The following is a 19,767-nucleotide window of genomic DNA, read 5'->3' on the forward strand; positions in this document are numbered from 1 at the left end:
GAGGAGATTGTGAGGGCTGTTTTGTACATGATAAGGCCACAATATCTGACAAGATATTGTGGCCTAGTTTCTTTATTTTTGCGTGTTGCCTTAATTTCAGAAAACACAATGAGTATGCTGCGTTGATTCCGAGAAATAGCCTGACACTAAAAGGGATTACAAAGGGGCTTAGCTCCTTTGGCCGCCGGAGGCGAAATCAAACCGTCAAAAGCGCAAAGCGCATCAGAATTATTTTTAAGAATTCAGTTTTACATAATAGAAATTCCGTCCGCGCTGTACTTTGAGCATAACCTTGTTGTTCATGCGGTAGCGCAGGAAGGCGTCGAGGAAATCCTGTTGTGAGTCGACCAGCCGGTTGCCGATCTGGTGAATCTTGTCTCCGGGTTGAAGGCCAAGTTTCCCTGACGGGCTGTTCTTGTTCACCTTGGTTACAAGCATCCCTCTTCCGCGGCTGTCGCGATCAACGGCCATGCCCCAGCGGGCCCAGGCGAAGCTTTGCACCTGTGTGGAAGTGAGGGATTGCGGGTGCAGCTTCAGCTTATGGATTTTGGCTGAATGGAGGACCTCTATGGCAATGTCTTCGCTGCGAGTCAGGCCGCGCATCAGGGCAAGGTAGCTGTCCTTGTCTTCAACCTCGATACCGTTCATCGATAGAATCACATCTCCGGGAGCAAGGTTGGCATCGGCCGCCGGGGTTCCTTTGTATACGTCTGTCACCAGCAGCCCATGGACTTTTGAGAGCCCGAAATAACTTGCCGATCCCTGATCAAGGTCCTGTCCGCTGAGGCCCAGCCATACCGGGGAGACCTTGCCGGAAGCGAGCAGTTCTTCCACCACCCGTTTGGCCCGGTTGATTGGGATGGCAAAGCCGATGCCTTCGGCTTCGGCCTGAATGGCGGTGTTTATGCCTATCAGCTCGCCCATGATGTTGAGCAGCGGGCCCCCGCTGTTGCCGGGGTTGATGGCTGCGTCAGTCTGGATGAAGTCACTGAAGGAGCCCTGTTTGGATTTTACGGTGCGCTTGAGGGCTGAAACAACCCCTGTGGTCACGGTGTGGGTGTAGCCGAAGGGGTTGCCGATGGCGATAACGGTTTCGCCTATGTATATATCGGAGGAGTCCCCCATTTTTACCTGCGGCAGACTCCTTGCGTCCTTTATTTTCAGTACCGCAAGGTCGAAGTCAGCATCGGATCCGACGATCTCCGCTGGGTATTCCATGCCGTTGATCAGTTTGATCTTGATGTCGCTGCCACCTGAAAGAACGTGGGCATTTGTAAGAACCAGCCCTTTGCTGCCGTTGATGATGACGCCGGACCCGGTGCTGGTGGCCCTGAATTTCTGCTTGCGGGCTGAAAATTCGTCGAAAAAGGAATCAAAGGGATCGGCACCGAACATCTGTCCGAAAGGAGATACCCCGCGCTCCACGATGCGGGTTACTGTGATGTTCACAACGGCAGGGGAGATATTCTGCACAGCCCTGACTACAGGGGTGATCCGCAGGGATTCCCCGCCGGATGCCAGCGCAGGAAAAGCCGTGACTGCAAGTGACAGACAGAGAAGTACCGCTGCATAATATTTAAATACCTTAGTCATCATCTTGTTCCCAAAGAATATTTAGCTCAAAAGGTCCTAGAAAATCATATGATCCATAGGCGAAATCAGATCGTCAAAAGCGCTAAGCGCTTTAAGCTCAGCCCGCAGATTCGCCGGAGGCAACTGTCCAATATCAAATGGAAAAATCCCGGCAGACCTGGATAAGCCTGCCGGGATCTAAGACTATTTACCGGCCATGGCCATGAGTCTGGAGATGCGTTCCTCGGTGGAGGGGTGCGTGCTGAACCAGTTGGCCATGTTCCCGCCGCTGAAGGGGTTGACGATGAACATGTTCTCGGTTGCCGGATTGGCATCCATGGGCAGGTTCCTTGCGGTCGCTTCAAGCTTGTAGAGTGCCGAGGCCAGCGCCTTGGGATCGTTGGAAATTCTTGCACCGGTGGAGTCGGCAAGGAATTCGCGGGAGCGGGAGATCGCCATCTGGATCAGGGTTGCTGCAACGGGCGCGATAATGGCGAGGGCTATGGCTGCAATGGGGTTTACTCCCTCTTCGTCATCGCTGCTGCCGAAACCGAAAATTGCCGCCCACTGCATCATGTTGGCGATCATCATGATGGCTCCGGCCAGAACTGCGGCCACGGACTGGATCAGGATGTCGCGGTTGGCGATATGTCCGATTTCGTGGGCGATAACCCCGCGCAGTTCGTCAGGGGTGAGAATACGCATGATCCCGCTTGTTACGGCTACCACGGCGTTTTCGGGGTTGCGGCCGGTGGCAAAGGCATTGGGGGATTGCTGGTCGATCACGTAAAGGCGCGGTGCGGGGATACCGGCATTGGCGGCAAGTTCCTGCACCATTGAGTAGACCATGGGTGCATCAGATGCAGACAGCTGGCGGGCCTTGTACATGGAAAGCACGATTTTGTCGGAATACCAGTAGCTGCCGACGTTCATGAACATTGCCAAGGCAAAGGCGATGATCAGGCCGGTGCGGCCCCCCATCATCCCACCCAGAAAAAGGATGATTGCCGTCAGGGCGGCAAGCAGGAAAAATGTTTTAATCTGGCTTGTCATATGCTGAACTCCTGTATTTTCAAGTTGTGTCCCTGTGTTCAGGGGGTAGGACAATAGAAAGCCGCCGCATATATCTCACTGCGGCAGCCTTAAAGATATTACCTCTAGTTAACCCGTCAAGGGTCGGTAAATCAAGAAAATCAGGAAGACACCACCATTTCAAGAGGCAGATATATGGTGAATGCCGTTCCTTGTCCTTCCACGCTGGAACAGCTGATTGTCCCTCCAAGCCTGCTGGTGACCAGGTTGTAAACAATGCTCATGCCGAGTCCTGTTCCTCCGTCACCGCGTTTGGTGGTGAAGAACGGTTCGAAAACCTTGCCGATGTTTGCTTCGCTCATGCCCTTGCCGTCGTCGGTGTAGCGCAGGACAACGTATTCGTCGGTGAGCTCTACTCCTATGTCTATGTTCCCGGCCTCAATTCCTTCAAAACCGTGAATTAGCGAGTTTATGATCAGGTTGGAAAGTATCTGCATGAATGCTCCGGGATAGGTGCTGAGCTGCAGATCTTCCGGGCAGTTTACGTTAATCTTGTGCTTGGTCCTCTTGTACTTTGAACGCAGGCTGAGGAGTATCTCCTCAATATACTTGCCGAAGTAGATTGTTCTGCGTTGTCCAGAAGCCTGGTCGGCGGCGACCTGTTTGAAGTTGCCGATAAGTTCCGCTGCCCGGTGCAGGTTAAGCATGCTGGACTTGGTTGTTTCCCTTGCAACATTCAGGAACTTGTCGAAATCGGACTTTCTCAGATCCCCGGCGGCAATCTTGCGGTCGATTTCTTTCAGCTTTTCTTCCAGATAGCTGATGCTGGTTACGCTGATGCCCACCGGAGTGTTGATTTCGTGAGCCACACCGGCAACCAGATCGCCCAGCGCGGCCATTTTTTCCGATTGGATGAGCTGATTCTGGGCCTTTTCAAGGCGTTCAATGGATTGCCGCAGCTCGACGGTCCGCTCTTCAACCTTATTTTCAAGATCCCGGTTGAGATTGCGCAGTTGGTCCTGAACAATATGCAGTTCAGTTATGTCCCTGCCCTCTGCAAGCAGGAAGATGATTTTTTCCTCGGCGTTGAAAACAGGCTTCAGGGAAAAATCTATGAATTGATGCAGGCCTTCATCCGAAACCGCTTCAACCTCCTTGCGGATGACCTTGCCGCCGGCAGCCTTGGCAATATCATCCTTCAGAGGGGGGATAAGTGATGGCGGGTTCTGCCACCACGGACCATCCCAGAAAGGCTTGTTCAGTACGTCATCTGCCGTCACGGCGCGCACATCCAGGGATGACTGGTTGATTTCAAGCAGGGTGCCGTCAAGCCCGAGTACCGCCATGAACTGCAGGGACTGATTGAAGACACCTTTAAACAGTGCTTCGCTTACCGCCAGACGTTCCTGCGCTTCGGTAAGTTCGGTGATGTTGTGCCCTTCGGCTATGAGGAACAGAACCGTGTCGTTCTCACTTCTGACCGGCTTTACGGAAAAATCGACGTATATGCATTCTCCATCCTTTCCGAAGTGCTTGAAAATACCCTTGCCGATTCCGCCGAAGGACCCAATCTGGATAGTTTCCTTCAAGGCCCGCTGGGCATCTATGGAATAATTCCACCAAGGGGTTTCCCAGAAGTAACGGTTGCGAACGTCTTCCTCGTCTATCCCTGCGAAATCGAGAGACACCTTGTTAGCCATGAGCACCACCCCTTCAGGGGTAAGCACGCCCATGAACTGCTGGCTGTGGTTGAACACTCCTTTAAAAAGGGCTTCGCTCTCAAGGAGCTGCTTTCCGGCTTTTCTGCTCTGGATAATGGTATAGGCGGATAGGACACTGATAAGTCCGAGAACTATCAGGGTCATCATGATGAGTTCGCGGTTGCGGATGGACGCTTCCTTCTCCATGTCATCAAGGTACAGCCCGGTCCCCAGTATCCAGTGCCACGGCTCAAAGCGTCTTACATAGGATATTTTGGGCATAACTTTTTCAGGCTGGTCCTGCCATTGCCAGTAATAGGTCACGTAGCCGTCCCCGTCCGTTTTTGTGACGTCGACCATTTCCCTGAAAAGTGGGTTTCCCTTGAAATCCGTGAAGTTGTTGAGATCCCTGCCATCCAGTTCCGGCATGTAGGGATGCATGATCATGGTTGCGTTTGTGTCGTTTATCCAGAAGTAGTCCTTTCCCCCCTGACCGAAGCGCATCTTGCGGATCGTGTCGGCCGCCTGACGGCGGGCCTGCGCGGGAGTAAGAATACCCTTGCGTTCTTTTTCCCGCATGTCTTCAAGCACTCCCATTGCTATCTGGGTCATGTGCTTCAGTGACGTCTTGCGCTGGGAAAGCATGGCATCGCGAACAGCGGGCATGTGCAGGGCAAATATGACTATTATGAACAGCACCAGCGAAGCCACTGTGGGAACTGTGACCCTGAGCCAGACCGGAATCCTTTCTCCGGCTCCGTTCCTGTTTTCAAATATTCCCATCTGGGCCTCCGACAACTGCGTAGTTTTCCGGTTTATACCTTATTTACAAGCCTACACCATTTCACGGAGATAACACAAGGAGCAAAATTTCCCGTTCGGCCCTCTGTCATTATCTGCTGTAACTCTTTCCACGCGTATTGTTCGGGGGCGAGATCGGCGGTGGAGTCGTGGTGCGGGCTGATTACGTCTGTTCTCTATGGCAGATGCCGATTGTGCTTGTTTGCTGACCGGCCTTCGGATAGGATGCGCACTTATCTTATTTCGAAGTAGATATTTTAAATATAATCGCACGCGTTTTGGAGTCTTTTTATGCCTGCTTCCAATGAAATTGGAATTATTACCGGCCTGAATGGTGAGGTCTTTGCCGAATCCGCTTCCGGACTGCGAGTTCTTGAGCCCGGCAGCCCGATCTATCAGGGAGAAGATCTTGTCACCGGGGCCGGTGGGAATGTCGAAGTCCGTTTTATTGACGACACCCTGCTTTCTCAGGGTGAAAACTCCCGCATCGCGCTTGATGATTACGTATACGATCCGGAGAACAGTTCTTCTTCTGAGCTGATGCTTGATATTGCACAGGGAACTTTTCGCCTTGTCACCGGTAAAATAGCCGAAAACAACCCGGAACGGTTCAAGGTTGGCTCTCCTCTGGCAACCATCGGCATCCGGGGCACCACCACTGTTCATGAGGTTATTCCGGGGAACGGCGAAAAGCACGGGGTTGAGGAAATTCATTCCGGCAGGGCCCTGATTGTTCAGAGCAACATCACCGGGGCAATTCGCATGATCGGTAAGCCCATGGGGCTTGTCGATGTCGGTAGTTCCGGGATGCTTTCGCAGGTCCGTCCGTTGACCATGCAGGAGTTCAATTCGTTTCGTGATATCGCACCGGCCAGCCTCCGGCAGGAGCAGGAAATACGTTCCGAACGTGAAGAGCAGGACAGAGGCAATAACGATGATGCCCCGCCTGAAGACAATCCTGACGGGCAGGGCGAAGACCAGGGGCAGGACCAGGGACAGGAACAGCCGCCGCAGGAGGAACTCCCGCAGGATGTAGATCCCGGCGGGGGTGATGTCGATCCGGCCGGTGATCCCGGCAGTGTCCTGTTTCCAACCGGTGGAGCCATCAATCCCGGCGGTGATATCCTTGTGGACCAGAAGGATATTGACGGGACCAAACTCATCGAACCTCCCAAGCTTGAAGATAAGCCGGAGGCCATGGAAAATCAGCAGCCGGGAGACCATGGTGCGGAAGGGGAGAAGGACGATAACAACCATGATCGGGAAGAAGGAAAAGGACAGAGCAGCGAACAGCCTCTGTCTGAAGACAATAATGACGATGTCACCCCTGAAGATGTCGAAACCGATGCGAACGATAATTCGGGAGATAAAGACAACTCTGACGATGACAGTACCTCTGACGAAGATTCGGGCATAAATGTGATTCGCGGTGAGTCCGGGCGGAGCAACTCTCTGGAAGGCACTGAAGACGGAGATAAGATCATCGGCCAGGAAATGGCCGACACCATATCCGGAAATGATGGGGACGATACCCTGATAGGAAATGAAGGCGACGATACCCTGTTCGGCAACGACGGGAATGATACCCTTCTTGGCGGAGCCGGGGACGATCTTCTTTATGGGGGAGCCGGGGTCAATTACCTTGATGGCGGAACTTCCGACGGGGATGTTGACTATGTTTCATATGCCTATTCCGAGGCGGGGGTTACGGTATCTCTTTCAGAGGGAACTGCGCTCAGTGCGGAAGGCTCGGATACACTTGTGAATATAGAGGGTGTGAGAGGTTCCCTGTACGCCGACACCCTGACCGGCGATGAAGGGAATAACTGGTTCGACGTGTTGCTGAGCAAGGACTTTTCCACAGACTCGCCCGATGAGAACAGAGACTATGTTGACGGCAAAGACGGATCAGACGGGATTGATTTCCAGACCTTGGGCTCGGCGTACAGTGTTTCAGTTGACCTTTCGGCGGCAGATCCCCTTGCAATTATATTTAAAGAGATCTCGGATGAAAACTGGACGAACAGCATAGTTGACCTGATCAGCGTAGAAAATGTCCGTGGTTCATCAGGGAATGATGAAATAATCGGCAGCGGCGAGAGCAATACCCTCTACGGCGGTGGAGGGCGTGATGTGATCAGCGGTCTGGGCGGAGATGACAGTATTCTCGGAGAGGCCGGGGACGATTTTATCACTGCCGGCGAAGGTGACAACTCCATTGATGGTGGCGACGGATTGGACACGCTCAGTTTCGAAGAGTCTACCGATGTGGTCAATCTTGTGCTGACTGCTGCTGGCGAAGGCACAGCCAGCCATCATTCCAGCGGGTTTGATACGTTCACGGGCATAGAAGTCTTTGTAGGTTCTGCCTCCAATGACCTTTTTACCGGAAGTTCAGGAAGCGATACCTTTTTCGGCGGTGACGGGAATGATTACCTGCGGGGAGAAAGCGGAGACGACTTCCTTGACGGTGGAGCCGGGGACGATACGCTTGATGGCTGCACGGGCAACGACTGGGTTTCCTATGCAGAGTTCGTAACCGGTGTAACCGTGACTCTGTCCACCGGGACCGACGGTACTGCAACGGGCGGTGGTGGGAACGATATTTTGAAGTATATTGAGAATGCCCAAGGGTCATCCGATGCCGACAAGATAACCGGATCTGAGGCCGCGAACATTCTCATGGGGCTTGATGGAGACGACACCATTTACGGCGGAGCCGGGGATGATACTCTCTTCGGAGGGGAGGGCTCAAATGCACTGGACGGTGGAGCCGGGGACGACACTGTTTCCTATGCTGACCTGATAATTACGGGTACCGACGGGGTTACCTTCGACATAGCCAATAATACGGTTTCCCACGGCGACGGAACTGATACCCTGCTTGAATCCTTCGCTACCCATGTCGGGTCCGATGGCAACGATACCTATATGGGGACTTCCGGCGGAGATACTTTCTGCGGCGGAGACGGCGATGACAGTTTTTCTGGCGAGACCGGGAGCAACTATTTTGATGGTGGAGACGGTACGGACTCCATAACCTTTTCTCAGGCAGTCGTTGTTGTTGCCGATACCGGATCAGGAACAGGGACCGCCACGTATACCGACGGGCATGATACTTTTTCCGGGGTGGAGTCGTTTATCGGTTCTGATTATAATGATCATTTCACCGGAAGCAGCATAGCTGAAACCTTTTCCGGCGGTGAGGGGCAAGACACTATTGACGGAGGAGGCGGCAGCGACTGGGTCTCCTATGACTTTGACACCGGTGGAGACGGACTCTCGGTAGACCTTTCCGGCAGTATCGGAACCGGTAATCTTGCCGGTATGGTGGACACTCTTATCAGCATTGAGAATGTCATCGGTTCAAAGGGGGTTGATATAATTACCGGCTCCGATGCCGATAACATTTTCGAAGGACGGCTTGGTGACGATTCCTTTATCGGCGGGGATGGTCTTGATACTGTCAGCTATGTTTCCGCAGACGGTGCCGTAACTGTTGATCTGGATGCCGGGACGTCTTCCGGTGCGGATGGTTGTGATACATTCAGCTCCATTGAAGCGGTTATCGGCTCCGGGTATGATGACACCCTTTTTGGCAGCAGCGGCGTTATCCTGCCATCCGGCAGCAGCTTTCATGATACCATTCAGGGCGGCGGAGGCTGCGACTCCGTAATTCTGGTTGAAGGTACGGCGACCAAACTTGTCTATACTGCAGCAAGTGATGGCGGAGATACTATTTTCAAATTTACTTCCGGTGAAGACAAATTCTTCTTCAGCGGAAGCGATTTTGATTCTTCTGCCGATGCAAAGCTGTTTACGGTTTCAGGAGATTATGACGGGACCAGTTCGGACATGACAAGTTCTGATGCCTGCTTTGTCTTTGACGATAGCAGCGGAAAACTCTGGTATGATTCCAACGGTCAGGATGATGGCGGGGCGCAGCTGGTGGCTACTCTGGACGGGGTTACTGAGCTTAATGCTTCCGACATATCTGTAAGTTGAATGTAGAGATACTGAGACGACAAAAAAATGCCGCCCTTCCGTAGGATAGGGCGGCATTTTTTTTCATTCAGTCCTCTTAGTCTGTGTATCTTTTGGTCTGATTTTTACCGTTAACACTGTGTGATCATGTTTTTTATTTTGTAATGCTCAAAAGTATATGTTTGAATAGGCACGATACATGCTTGCTGCTGTGTTGTGCATATGGAAATGTTTATGCCCTTGCTAGTCAGGGAAAAAATGCTTAACTTAAGATCTGTCGGAAAGTCTTAAGTTTGCGCAAATACATGCCGATTAAGTGTTCGACAATCCAGCAGGAGTACTGATGCCTGAAAGTTCCGCCAGTCCTGTCGAGATCGGGGTCGTAACCGGTCTTACAGGCGAAGCATATGCCGAATCCGCATCTGGAATGCGGGTACTGGAGCCGGGATCTCCCATCTATCAGGGTGAGGAGCTGGTTACCGGTGCGTCCGGCAATGTGGAAATCAGGTTTGTTGACGATACTCTCCTTTCTCAGGGTGCGGATTCCCGCATCGCCCTTGATGATTATGTTTTCGAAGATTCCGGTGCTTCTGATTTTCTGGTCAACATCACTCAGGGAACCTTCCGTATGGTCACCGGCAAGATCGCCGAGCAGAACCCGGAACGTTTCAAGGTCGGCACACCGCTGGCCACCATCGGAATCCGCGGTACAACCACAGTTCACGAAGTAATTCCCGGCAACGGCGAAAAGCACGGGGTCGAGGAAATCCATTCCGGTAAGGCCCTTATTGTCCAGAGTAACATCACCGGTGCGGTCAGGCAGATAGGCCAGTCCATGGGACTGGTCGACGTTGCCAGTTCCGGTATGCTTTCGCCTGTCCGTCCCCTGACCATGCAGGAGTTCAATACCTTCCGTGAAATAGCGCCCTCCAACATCCGCCAGGAACAGGATATCCGTGAGCAGCAACAGGAGGAACGCGAGAACAAGGGAGATGACGATCAGGTTGATGACACTGAAGATCAGAATTCAGATGAGAATGCTGACCAGCAGGATGAGGCTGCACAGGATAATGCTGAAGAACAGGGCGATGGAACCGAACAGCAGGGTGACGGAACTGAACAGCAGGGCGAAGGAACCGGGCAGCAGGGTGAAGGGGAGATTGGCGAGGATAATGGGCAGAAGGATGTCGGTGATGATGGTAAGGGCGGAGATGATCTTCCCAAGGATGTGAACCCCGGCGGCGGGCAGATGACCGGAGGAAACGGTGTTGTTATCGACGGTCTTATTGGAGGTCCGGGTGGAGACGGTCCTGATGACGGAGAGCCTGGTCCGATTAAGACCGGAACAGGAACTGGCGGTGACGGTACTGGAAGAGGGACCGGAGGTGATATAGGAAATATTTTGATCACCAATCCGATTCCACAGCCGATACAGCCTATTGTACCAGAGCCGATTCCAACACCAAAGGAAGAACCACTTGATCCTGAGCCAGAGAAGACTACCGCATCGGGCACAGACGGAGGGACAACAACTGCGTCTTCAAATCAGCCGGCAGATTCCGTAATAACCGGAACAGCCAATGCCGACATCCTGAAGGGAACCTCAGCGTCCGATACTATATACGGCCTTGAAGCCGACGACGAACTTTTCGGTATGGACTCCGATGATACCCTTTATGGTGCCGAAGGCGAAGACATGCTCAACGGCGGGACCGGCAACGACTATCTTGATGGTGGTTCAGGGGCTGCTGATGAAGTGGACTTCGCTTCCTATGCCGATGCAACGGGCGCTGTTTCCGTCTGCCTGACTGACGGAACATCCACCGGTGCCGACGGAGAGGATACTCTGGTCAGCATTGAAGGTATCATCGGCTCCAACTACGACGACTATCTGGGCGGTAACGCAGAGGACAACAAGTTCGAACCCCTTCTCGGGAACGATACCATAATCGGCGGAGCAGGTTCGGATACTATCGCCTTTGAAACCCTGACCAACGACGTTAACGTAACCATCACCACGACTACCGGTACCGCAACAATTGAAGACGAATTCGGAACCGTAATCAATACCTTGAGTCTTGACAGTATCGAGAATATCAAGGGCGGCTCCGGGAATGATCGTCTGTTTGGATCATCCGAAGCCAATACCATCTGGGGTGGTGATGGAGATGATTCCATATACAGTGATTACGGTGACGATCTCGTTTACGGCGGTTCCGGAGACGATTCTATCTATGGCAGGGACGGAGCAGACACCATTTATGGGGAAGCCGGAAATGATAGCATTTCAGGAGGAGGATCGAAGGATTATGTTGATGGTGGCGATGGTGATGACAGGATAAATGTCAGCTACCAGAGTACGGCGCTTGGTGGCGGAGGCAATGACTACATTGAGTCCAATTGGGGTATAAACTACCTGTATGGTGATGCTGGTAACGATACAATTACCCTTCAAGGGAATACCGGTCCTTATGCTGCTGCGCAGGGAACCATCTACGGGGGAACCGGCGATGACACCATAACCGGCGGTGGCGTGGCTGATTATATTGACGGCGGCGATGATAATGACTTCCTCTTTGGCAAGGAAGGCGACGATACAATTTTTGGCGGTGCCGGCAGCGATTCCATTGAAGGCGGAACGGGAAATGACTTTCTCTACGGTAATGCCGGAAACGACACGATGGACGGCGGGGACGGCAACGATACCCTGGACGGAGGTGCCGGGGATGATTTCATGTATTCTGCTCTTGGAAACAATGTCTTTATCGGCGGTGACGGTCTGGATTCAATTACCGGCAGTACCGGGGTGGACACTGTAAGTTATTCCTATGTCACAACAGGAGCAACCATCGACCTGAGTTCCGGGGCAACTGTTGCGGCCGGTACCGATGTGGATTCATTTGCAGGAATAGAGAATGCCATCGGAACCGCATACTCTGATACCATCACCGGAAACTCTTCCGCCAATACCATTGATGCCGGAGACGGGGATGACAGGGTCATCGGCAGTCTCGGTACTGATTCCCTGATTGGTGGCAGCGGAACTGATATTTTATCCTACTACAACGTAGCCGGGATCACATCCGTCATTCTTGATCTCGGATCGTCTGTGACGCTGAATTCCAGCGGTGATGTTCAGACTATCAGCGGTTTTGAAATCGCTACCGCAACAACCGGAAATGATATTTTAACCGGTACTTCCGGCAATGATAAGCTGTACGGCAACGAGGGCAATGACACTCTGTCCGGCGGCGCTGGGGATGATACCCTTTGGGGCAGTGATGGCGATGATTACGTGGACGGCGGTGTCGGAGCCGACAGCATTGACACCGGGGCCGGTGCTGATTTCATTCTCGGCGGCGACGGCATGGATTCGATTAATGCCGGTACCGGGCTCGATACTCTTTCGTATGCTTATGCCTCCAACGAAATCGTGGTTGACATCAGTGCCGGAAGCGGTTCGGTTACAGCTACGGATATAGATACTTTTACCGGCGTGGAAAACGTGCTCGGGTCTATCTACGCAGACACTATCTCCGGTTCAACAGATGACAATGTCATTTTCGGTGACGCCGGTGATGACGCCATCTATGCCGGAGCCGGCAATGATCTGCTGGACGGCGGAGCCGGTGATGATCACCTTGAGGCGCAGTCCGGTTTTAACACCTTTATCGGAGGAGACGGTCTTGACTCCATCGTAGGTGGTAGCGGCACAGATACGATTCTCTACGACTACGCCGCGAATGGTGTTACCCTGGATATGAATTCAGGGGCAACGGTTGTTGTTGGCACTGATGTGGATACAATTTCAGGTATTGAGAATGCGGTGGGCTCCTTATTTGATGATACCATTACCGCCAACAGCTCTTCCAACATTATTGATGCCAATGACGGAAATGATACGATCTTTGGGGCCTTGGGTCTGGATACGTTCGACGGCGGAATAGGAATGGATACCGTCAGTTATGCCTACCATACGTCCGGAGGCATCAGCGTGGATCTGGAGGCGGGAACGGCAAGTATTGTCGCTGCTACCGATGAGGACGTCCTGGCCAACATTGAAAAGGTTATCGCTACCGACAATGCTGATACCCTGACTTCCGGTCTCGGGGATGACACTCTTATTGCCGGTGACGGTGATGACATTATTTACGCAAGGACAGGGGCTGACGAAATTGACGGAGGAGCGGGCAGCGATGTGCTGAGTTATTATTACAGCGGTTCAGCAGGTGTGCACGTTGTACTGGATTCTTCCGCAACTCTCTTTACCAGCGGCGATGTGCAGACAATCACTAATATTGAGGCTGTTGTCGGAACAACCAGCAGCGATACACTTGTCGGAAGCACGTCACACAGCGATACATTGAACGGAGATCTCGGCGCGGATCATTATTTTCTCCAGACAGGGCAGACTTCCACTGTTTTCTGGAAGGATCTGGGAATGGGCGACGACACCATAGACAACTTCACCAGCGGAGAGGACAGGCTTTATTTCGATCCGCTTAATTTCAGCAGTGCCGCTCAGCTCCATACCACATCTGCTGCATATGACGGCAGCAATGGAGGTTTTGCCGACTCCAACGCCTGTTTCGTTTATGACGATGTAAACAATCAGCTCTGGTATGACACCAACGGAGATGCAGCCGGAGGTAATGAGCTGGTCGCGACCTTTACCAACAGTGACACCGTCGCCTCCAGTGATATCGTGTTTGCGTGATAACGCTTTCAGGCACTTGAGGCTGTTTTTTGCGTGAATTGGATGTCTTTTTTATGAAGAGGCAGCCCCGGAGTCTATTCTGTAACTACTGCCGTGGTTCCATGGTAAGGTCTTCGATTTTCTGCTCGTGAGTGACAATCTGCGACTTTATCTGCTTCAGGGTGATCAAGGCTTTTTTCTGTTCTCGCAGGGCTGACGTAATGCTGTTATGGATATTTTCTTCTTCCCGCTTTAAGGATCTGATCATTTCTGAATGCCATTTACCTATCATCCGGTTGACGAAAAGGGCACTCACAAGGATAACAGCGGCAAGTAACAGTTCAAGAACCATTGTCAGCTCTCCTTTCGCCTTGAAGAGTCTGCCGAAGTCCTTCCAGTCGCATATTTGATTGCTCTATGTCCCGGTAAATCTGTTCCGTGCCTTTTTTGATCTTTTTAATGCGCAGTTCTGCTTTGCTGCGCATTTTGTCAATCTGTATCCTTTTTTTTGATATGTCTCCCTCAGCATTCATATAGCGGGCATATAGAACCATAAAGATGATGAAACAGAAAACCAGAATAGTCAAAAATAGCATAGATTAACTGTCCTGAACATGGCCGGAAGCCGTTTTATGCCGACCGGGTAAAGTTTTACGGAAAAGTCAGCCTTGCGGGACCGCTTTCTTTAACAGGGCCTTAAGACGGGCATCATCCGGAAATTCGGTCAGGGCGTCTTCAACCACAAATCTGGCTTCATCGGTCATGCCAACCTTAAGGAAAATTCCTGCAATATTGCGGGCTACCGAGGGGGCTGATTTGTGGATCATCTGTTCGGAACGGACAGCGCGCTTGAAGTATTTGGCGCACAGGGCATACTCCTTGCCGTCCGAATAGGCCAGGCCGATATTATAGAAAAGCCCTGCTTCGTTTGGCGCAACCCTCAGTGCTTCCTGATAGTTCTCAACCGCACGCTGCCATTTTCCCTGTTTGCGCAGGGCAATGCCGAGGCGGTTGTATGTTTCCAGATCGTCCGATGTGAGGCTTGTTGCTTTTACGGATAAAAGCTTGGAGTAGTATTTCTCCGCCTTCTCCGGGGCAATGTCGAAAAGTGATTCGGCAATTCCGCTCATCACCTGCGAAAGGTAGCTGTGTGCTTCCTTGACTGCGCACTTCACCGCCTGATCGAAGTAGATCTCGGCCTCATCGAGTTCTTCCCGTTCAAGGTGGACCCTTCCAATCTCGCATTTGCGTTCAGTGTTCAGCGGACTGATGGAGTCGAGTTTTTTGAGGTAGCGCAGGTACTGGCTGTCGTCATTATCCTTGTAGAATTCAGCCAGTTTCTTGATGGGTTCCATGAACACTTTGGATTGTTCATGGGCTTTCATGTAGGCTTTCAGTGCTTCGTCGCGCCGTCCCATCCCGCTAAGGGCATCGCCAAGGAGCATGAGTCCGGCAGGGCTGTCCGGTTTGATTTCCAGTATTTTGGCACTGATCTGCATCACCTTGTCCAGCTCGCCGCGGCGCAGGAGCTGTTTGCCGCCGTCTACAAGCTGGTTGAGCTTGCCCTGCGGTCTGATGGTGAAGGCCAGTTTCTGGACAAGGCTGTCCACTGAAACCGGCTTGGTGATGATGTTGTTGGCACCGAGTTCGTGCAGAAAGATGAGTTCTTCCTCGCCGGTTTCACCGGTAAGGACAACAAGTTTTACTCCCGGATAGAGTTTTTTGATATTCAGTATGAAATCTGCGGATGGCTTTCCTTTGAGAAGGCGTTCGACAAAAATAAGAACCGGAATCCCCGCCCCGGTTTTGTCGTTGATTTCCACCATGGCTTTGGACTGCTCCTGAAAATAGCTCATGCAGTCACGCCGGATGGCCAGTATCTTGTACAGGGTTCCCCGAAGGAGTTTGTAGAAGGACGGCTCGTCGCTTAAAAGAATTACGTGACCCGATTGTCCCTCAAAGTAATCGCGCACGATTTGATCGTAACTGGTTGCCACTTATTCCTCTCTTGTCACGTTGCCTGCCCCGGACGTTCGACCGGGCAGGACTCTTTGTCCCTCTTCAGGAATGAGGGCTTGGACAGACTTGAATTTGTCCAGAAGGTCCCCAATATCGCTTTGCCTGAAGGTTCTCATAAAAGGGGCCATATGCACAAGTGCAACCTGCCTGATTTTTGAAGCAGATGCAAACTCCAGACATTCCTTGACTGTTGAATGACCTTTAACCGGATAGTCCAGCCCGTATGCCTCCAGTATGCCGAGGTCGGCTTCCCATGCGAGTTCAGTACATTGAGGAATCATGGCTCCGTCCCCGCTGTAAAATACGGCTCGTCCATCATGCTCTGAACGTATGCACATGGCAGGTTGGGAGTGATCAACATTGCACACCGAAAGATTGAATCCTGAAATGCAGTAATTATTATCCGGTTCCAGTTCTTCGATTGTTATCCGGAAATCAATTTTATCCAGAAGGTTTGGATATGCCATTGCTATCAGGTCCGGAATCTTGTTTTTTACTCCGGCCGGTCCGCAGATGGTCAGTTCCTTGGTCCTTTCGGCGGTGAACAGGTAGCCGACAAGGAAGGGCAGACCGAAACAATGGTCGCCGTGAAAGTGGGAAAGCCAGATCAGATCGAGTTCGGCAGGGTTGCGGGCTCGGCGGACAAATGAATGGGCGGCATTGAAGCCGCAGTCCATAAGCATCGATTTTTCAGCTGTTTCAACGAGAACAGAGGTGTTTGTCTGCCTGTAGTCAAATGCTGCGCCGACTCCGATAAATGTGCATTCCATTGTGATGACCTGTTCCGGCGTCCACGGATTGGTATAAGCCGGTCTGTCTTTATCCGGCGTTGATTGCGGGGGACTATGAAAACCAGTTTGTGTTGCTGCCTGTTCGTCAACAGACCGTTTTCAGTCTGCCCTGCCATTGAGAGCTTTCAGGTATTCATCCTGAACCCGGCTGAAGATCGTTTCCCATGTGTAGGGCTCTGAAGTGCTGCGGATATAATCAGTATCGGGAGCTGCCCCGCCTGCCACATCCGCTAGCCCTTCAAGTATGATCCCGGCCAGCCTTTTTTCGAGTTCCGGTTCGTCCTCAGGATGGGGGCGGTCCACAGTCTTCAGGGGCGGCAGTTCAATCATTCGGACCATGGTCGGGTGTGGCGGGGTGAAAAGCTTTCTGGCCCCCGGCAAATCAGTCGTGATTATGCGGCACCCGCAGGCCATGGCCTCAAGCAGAACAAGCGGCAGTCCCTCAAAGAAAGAAGGCAGGATAAAAATATGGGCCAGCCGCATCAGCCTGCCCAGCTCCTGATGAGACAGGATTCCGTGAACCGTGACCCGGTCTCCCAGACTTGCAGCCAGCTTCAGGCACAGCTCTTTTTCCGGACCGCTGCCTCCGCCGGCCATGTGCAGGTGGAAGTTGCAGTCTTTTATGCTTTGCAGGCTTCTCAGCAGCCAGGGGACTCCTTTGCTGACGTTCAGCTTGCCGGCATAGAGCAGCTGGACTGTGTCCGGAGTGGCAATCTCCTGCTCATGGAAAAAGCACTGGTTGTTGAAACCGCCGCTTATCATCGAAATCCGCTCGGCAGGGAAATTCAGCAGTTCCTGAATTTCGGCCTTCTGGTCCTCGAAAAGGGCGATGATCCTGTCGATCCCCGAAAGGTTTTTTATGAGAGACCTGCCGAGGTCCGGGCAGAGCTTGTGCTGGCGCAGGCATGTTCCGTGGCAGGTGGTTACCACGGGTATGCCGGGTGCTGCTTCACGGGTGACAGCCGAAACCATCCAGAGGTGGTTGGTGTGGATCACATCCGGAGAGAAGTCCTTGACGGCCTGCGCGATTACCCGCCGGAATGCCTTTCTGTAGTTTTCAATCTGGTCCGCTGTAAGAGTTGAGCAGACTGTGCTCGTATAGGGCATGGCATCGCTCATACCGACAATGGGGAAATCTAGATCGTGCCCGAAGCGTACAAACAGGCATTTCTCCGGGGCAAGGACATTGTTCGGCAGGTCGAAGTCGCAGGGGGTTCCGGCGACCAGAAAATTCTCGTTGCCCTGTTTCCTGCTCTGGTCGATCATTTCCAGAACGTATTTGCCGCTTCCGGTAAAATCCGGCGTCTGGCTGAGGATGTGCAGAACCTTCATCTATGTCCTAGTTCCCGTAAGTATGCAGCACGGAGTATTCCGGGCCTTCCGGGGTGAGAATGCTCTGATACAGATTGAATCCGGATATGTGCGCGGCAGGCAGTTCGATTTGTTTTATTCTGCGGGCCAGGGCAACCCAGTCGTCGTGGGCCGGGGTCTTTACCCGTCCAATGGTCAGGTGGGCATGCCATGCTTTCTGGTTCCGTTCAAAACTAAGATTCGCCAGTTTCAGGTCTACTTCAGTGGCATTGGTACAGAATTCCTGGGCTCCCCTGTTCATCCCGATCCAGATGATCCGGGGATTTTCATGGCCCGGGAAGAATCCGGGGTTCCCGGCGGTAATGTCAAACGGAGTAAAGGGAATTTCCTGCAGGGCGGCATGCAGAGAGGGGATGGTGTCTTCAGGCACATCGCCAAGAAATTTTATGGTGAAATGCAGGTTTTCCGGCTTCACCCAGGCTATTCTTGATTTGAGCCCGCGATGAAGTTCCGCCGAGGCTGTTCCGATGATCTCCCGCCACTCTTCCGGCACTGGATGTGCAATAAATGTTCGTATCTTTTTCATGTTATCCCCGCCATTTGCAGCGTTTTTGATCAGGGTGTGGAAAAACTGAAGAAAAATTTCAACATTCCGAACACAATATCATCGTTGTGGCTGTTGCAGTTTGAGTTGGTCACATAGGTGATGTCGGGAACAATGGAGAAGTTGTCAGCCAGCTTGATCTGGTAGTAGGTTTCGTAATGGAATTCCATATCCTTGTTGGCTGTGTGGCGGTTGCCCTGCACCCCGCCTGCGGCAACGCCCCAGACATCCTCGTCACGTTCAGGGATGGGGCCCTGCCAGTGCGTTCCTGCCGACCATGTCCATGTAATGTCGTTGACCGCTCCGTTGCCTCTTCCAAGACGGGCGAATACACCGAAGTCGTCGGTGATGTCCTGATCCATGTTGAAGCCGATTCCCCAGTTCTCAGAACCGTCTGTACTGTCCAGTCTGGGCTGTTCGTAGGTGTTGGTCCAGAAGAAGAAACGGTAGTTGCCCTGCAGGTCTCCAAATCTTGGGGCATAGGTGATCTGTCCGCCGATCAGCGGGTCGTCTGTCATGTCCTCAAAGGCTTCCTTCTGCTGCTCCCGGTCCAGTGCGCTTCGCCGTGATGACTGTGAGAAAAACGTGATGTGAAGCGGATTCAAGGGCTGCAGGCCGACAGCTATAATTGGCAGGGACTCGTCAATGGAGTCAAAAATGGGTTCGTTGTTGAATATGGTGTTGATGAACTGAATCCGTCCGTTACCGGAAAAGCGGTTTTCATCGATGAACGATTCGGGGTCGGTCCAGCCCACTGTTATGTATGCCTGCTTGTTGCCAAAATGCTGAGTGTACAGGACATCGGAAACGGAAATCTGGCCTCCTGCCATGGTGCGCGATGCCTGGGAGTTGAGCGGAGAGGCGACCAGCCCCCTGCTGGAGGGGTTGCTACCCGTATCCGAGTAACCGCCCTGCATCTGGAAGAAGAAGACCCCGTTTTCGGTCGGCTGCCAGTTGAGCCTCATGCGGGCCTTGACTGCTCCCTGATTCAGGCCTTCCTTGCTTTCGCCGTCGATTCTTGTGTTTGAGTATCCGTCCCAGTAGGCCAGCACATCTCCATCCACGGTCAACGGTCCGGTGGCGTTCTGAAGCTTATGCCATTCTTCGCTGATGGTCTGGAGCAGCACGGATTTTGTCTCTCTGCTTTCTCCATGCAGTCCGAGATGGGTGCGCAGGGAATCGGAACAGAGAGCCGGGGAGACAGTGATGAAGCAAAGGAGAATTGAAAGCAGGGCGGCTGTTATTTTCATGTGTTGT

The 19,767-nt window shown here is 52.5% G+C and carries 11 protein-coding genes; 2 read left to right on the plus strand and 9 right to left on the minus strand.

Going from position 1 to position 19,767, the window contains the following annotated elements; all coding sequences use genetic code 11:
• Nucleotides 1–234: 234 nt before the first annotated feature.
• The 3 genes from N7E73_RS10785 to N7E73_RS10795 form a co-directional block, all read right to left on the minus strand.
• Nucleotides 235–1,593 carry a trypsin-like peptidase domain-containing protein gene (locus tag N7E73_RS10785; protein ID WP_432734705.1) on the minus strand — a complete coding sequence of 453 codons (1,359 nt, stop codon included), beginning with the start codon at nucleotides 1,591–1,593 and terminating at the stop codon, nucleotides 235–237.
• Between the two features lie 183 nt (nucleotides 1,594–1,776).
• Nucleotides 1,777–2,625 (minus strand): zinc metalloprotease HtpX, encoded by an 849-nt coding sequence (gene htpX, locus N7E73_RS10790; RefSeq protein ID WP_432734707.1) that lies wholly within the window; start codon nucleotides 2,623–2,625, stop codon nucleotides 1,777–1,779.
• A 140-nt stretch (nucleotides 2,626–2,765) separates the two neighbouring features.
• Nucleotides 2,766–5,087: a cache domain-containing protein gene (locus N7E73_RS10795; protein WP_432734710.1), complete on the minus strand. Its 2,322-nt coding sequence runs from the start codon at nucleotides 5,085–5,087 to the stop codon at nucleotides 2,766–2,768.
• 309 nt (nucleotides 5,088–5,396) lie between these two features.
• Between N7E73_RS10795 and N7E73_RS10800 the strand changes: the two genes are divergently transcribed.
• Nucleotides 5,397–9,110 (plus strand): FecR domain-containing protein, encoded by a 3,714-nt coding sequence (locus tag N7E73_RS10800; RefSeq protein WP_432734712.1) that lies wholly within the window; start codon nucleotides 5,397–5,399, stop codon nucleotides 9,108–9,110.
• Nucleotides 9,111–9,432: 322 nt separating this feature from the next.
• A complete protein-coding gene (locus tag N7E73_RS10805) occupies nucleotides 9,433–13,806 on the plus strand; it encodes a FecR domain-containing protein (protein ID WP_432734714.1) in 4,374 nt (1,457 codons plus the stop codon).
• Between the two features lie 85 nt (nucleotides 13,807–13,891).
• Here the strand turns inward: N7E73_RS10805 and N7E73_RS10810 are convergent, their stop codons facing one another.
• The 6 genes from N7E73_RS10810 to N7E73_RS10835 all read right to left on the minus strand — a co-directional run bounded on the left by N7E73_RS10810 (nucleotide 13,892) and on the right by N7E73_RS10835 (nucleotide 19,760).
• Nucleotides 13,892–14,137, minus strand: coding sequence for a hypothetical protein (locus tag N7E73_RS10810; RefSeq protein WP_432734716.1), 246 nt, complete (start codon nucleotides 14,135–14,137; stop codon nucleotides 13,892–13,894).
• 310 nt (nucleotides 14,138–14,447) lie between these two features.
• Nucleotides 14,448–15,782 (minus strand): tetratricopeptide repeat protein, encoded by a 1,335-nt coding sequence (locus N7E73_RS10815; RefSeq protein WP_432734718.1) that lies wholly within the window; start codon nucleotides 15,780–15,782, stop codon nucleotides 14,448–14,450.
• Nucleotides 15,783–16,574 carry an MBL fold metallo-hydrolase gene (locus N7E73_RS10820; protein ID WP_432734720.1) on the minus strand — a complete coding sequence of 264 codons (792 nt, stop codon included), beginning with the start codon at nucleotides 16,572–16,574 and terminating at the stop codon, nucleotides 15,783–15,785.
• Nucleotides 16,575–16,694: 120 nt separating this feature from the next.
• Entirely contained in the window at nucleotides 16,695–17,927 is a 1,233-nt protein-coding gene (locus N7E73_RS10825; protein ID WP_432734722.1) for a glycosyltransferase family 4 protein, read from the minus strand.
• Nucleotides 17,928–17,934: 7 nt separating this feature from the next.
• On the minus strand, nucleotides 17,935–18,492 hold the full coding sequence (thpR, locus tag N7E73_RS10830) for an RNA 2',3'-cyclic phosphodiesterase (protein WP_432734724.1): 558 nt from the start codon (nucleotides 18,490–18,492) through the stop codon (nucleotides 17,935–17,937).
• 29 nt (nucleotides 18,493–18,521) lie between these two features.
• Complete coding sequence (locus N7E73_RS10835; RefSeq protein WP_432734727.1) at nucleotides 18,522–19,760, minus strand: carbohydrate porin; 1,239 nt, start codon at nucleotides 19,758–19,760, stop codon at nucleotides 18,522–18,524.
• Nucleotides 19,761–19,767 lie beyond the last annotated feature (7 nt).

Origin of the sequence: Maridesulfovibrio sp. FT414 (genome assembly GCF_050916235.1) — a bacterium.
Lineage (GTDB): Bacteria > Desulfobacterota > Desulfovibrionia > Desulfovibrionales > Desulfovibrionaceae > Maridesulfovibrio.

Bases quoted from the DNA above. Each gene is read 5' to 3' on its own strand.
- N7E73_RS10785 (WP_432734705.1), bottom strand. From the start codon at position 1,593: ATGACTAAGGTATTTAAATATTATGCAGCGGTACTTCTCTGTCTGTCA.
- htpX (WP_432734707.1), bottom strand. From the start codon at position 2,625: ATGACAAGCCAGATTAAAACATTTTTCCTGCTTGCCGCCCTGACGGCA.
- N7E73_RS10795 (WP_432734710.1), bottom strand. From the start codon at position 5,087: ATGGGAATATTTGAAAACAGGAACGGAGCCGGAGAAAGGATTCCGGTC.
- N7E73_RS10800 (WP_432734712.1), top strand. From the start codon at position 5,397: ATGCCTGCTTCCAATGAAATTGGAATTATTACCGGCCTGAATGGTGAG.
- N7E73_RS10805 (WP_432734714.1), top strand. From the start codon at position 9,433: ATGCCTGAAAGTTCCGCCAGTCCTGTCGAGATCGGGGTCGTAACCGGT.
- N7E73_RS10810 (WP_432734716.1), bottom strand. From the start codon at position 14,137: ATGGTTCTTGAACTGTTACTTGCCGCTGTTATCCTTGTGAGTGCCCTT.
- N7E73_RS10820 (WP_432734720.1), bottom strand. From the start codon at position 16,574: ATGGAATGCACATTTATCGGAGTCGGCGCAGCATTTGACTACAGGCAG.
- N7E73_RS10825 (WP_432734722.1), bottom strand. From the start codon at position 17,927: ATGAAGGTTCTGCACATCCTCAGCCAGACGCCGGATTTTACCGGAAGC.
- thpR (WP_432734724.1), bottom strand. From the start codon at position 18,492: ATGAAAAAGATACGAACATTTATTGCACATCCAGTGCCGGAAGAGTGG.
- N7E73_RS10835 (WP_432734727.1), bottom strand. From the start codon at position 19,760: ATGAAAATAACAGCCGCCCTGCTTTCAATTCTCCTTTGCTTCATCACT.